The organism is Methylorubrum zatmanii (assembly GCF_014845115.1).
Lineage (GTDB): Bacteria > Pseudomonadota > Alphaproteobacteria > Rhizobiales > Beijerinckiaceae > Methylobacterium > Methylobacterium zatmanii.
Genome location: NZ_NKUI01000324.1, coordinates 1 through 709 on the forward strand (window position 1 = coordinate 1; position 709 = coordinate 709).

General features: G+C 66.3%; 1 protein-coding gene. It reads left to right on the plus strand.

Annotated elements, in window-relative coordinates:
- Nucleotides 1-189 precede the first annotated feature (189 nt).
- A partial coding sequence (locus MZTS_RS24380; RefSeq protein WP_192285887.1) for an NAD(P)/FAD-dependent oxidoreductase occupies nucleotides 190-709 on the plus strand: 520 nt, incomplete at its 3' end.

Sequence of the window (709 nt, forward strand, 5' to 3'; positions counted from 1 at the left end):
CCGGCAGCCCGGTGCGCCCGCCCCGTGAAGCGAGACTGTGTTCTGCCGCATCTCCCCACATGGAATCGCCGTTCCTGCGCTTCGGGAGCGCAGGGAGCATGTGGGCGGTGACACGGTTGCTGATGTAAGATCATTCCAAACTGAAGGGCCGCCGTAACGACGCGGCTCGCGTACGGGAGTGGGGCGAGGATGGTTCCGAGCGAAGCGGTGACGGATCGCCATAAGATCGTCGTGGTGGGAGGTGGGGCGGCCGGGCTGGAACTGGTGACCAAGCTCGGCAACAAGTACGGCAAGCGCGGCAAGGCTCACATCACGCTGGTGGACCGGGCGCGCACCCATATCTGGAAGCCGTTGCTGCACGAGGTTGCCGCCGGCTCGCTCGATATCGGCCACCACGCCATCGACTACCTGCACCACGCCCATGCCAATCACTTCCGCTACCGCATCGGCGAGATGACGGGGCTTGATCGGGAGAGGCGGGTGATCCAGCTCGCCGCGAGCCTCGACAGCGAGGGCCGCGAGGTCACGCCGATGCGGACGGTGCCCTACGACACGCTGATCATGGCGGTCGGGTCGACCACCAACGATTTCGGAACGCCCGGCGTCGCTGAGCATGCCATCGCTCTCGATACCAAGGAGCAGGCGGTGCGCTTTCACCAGCGCCTCGTCAACGGCATGCTGCGCGCCCATACCCAGGAGGGGCCGGTGC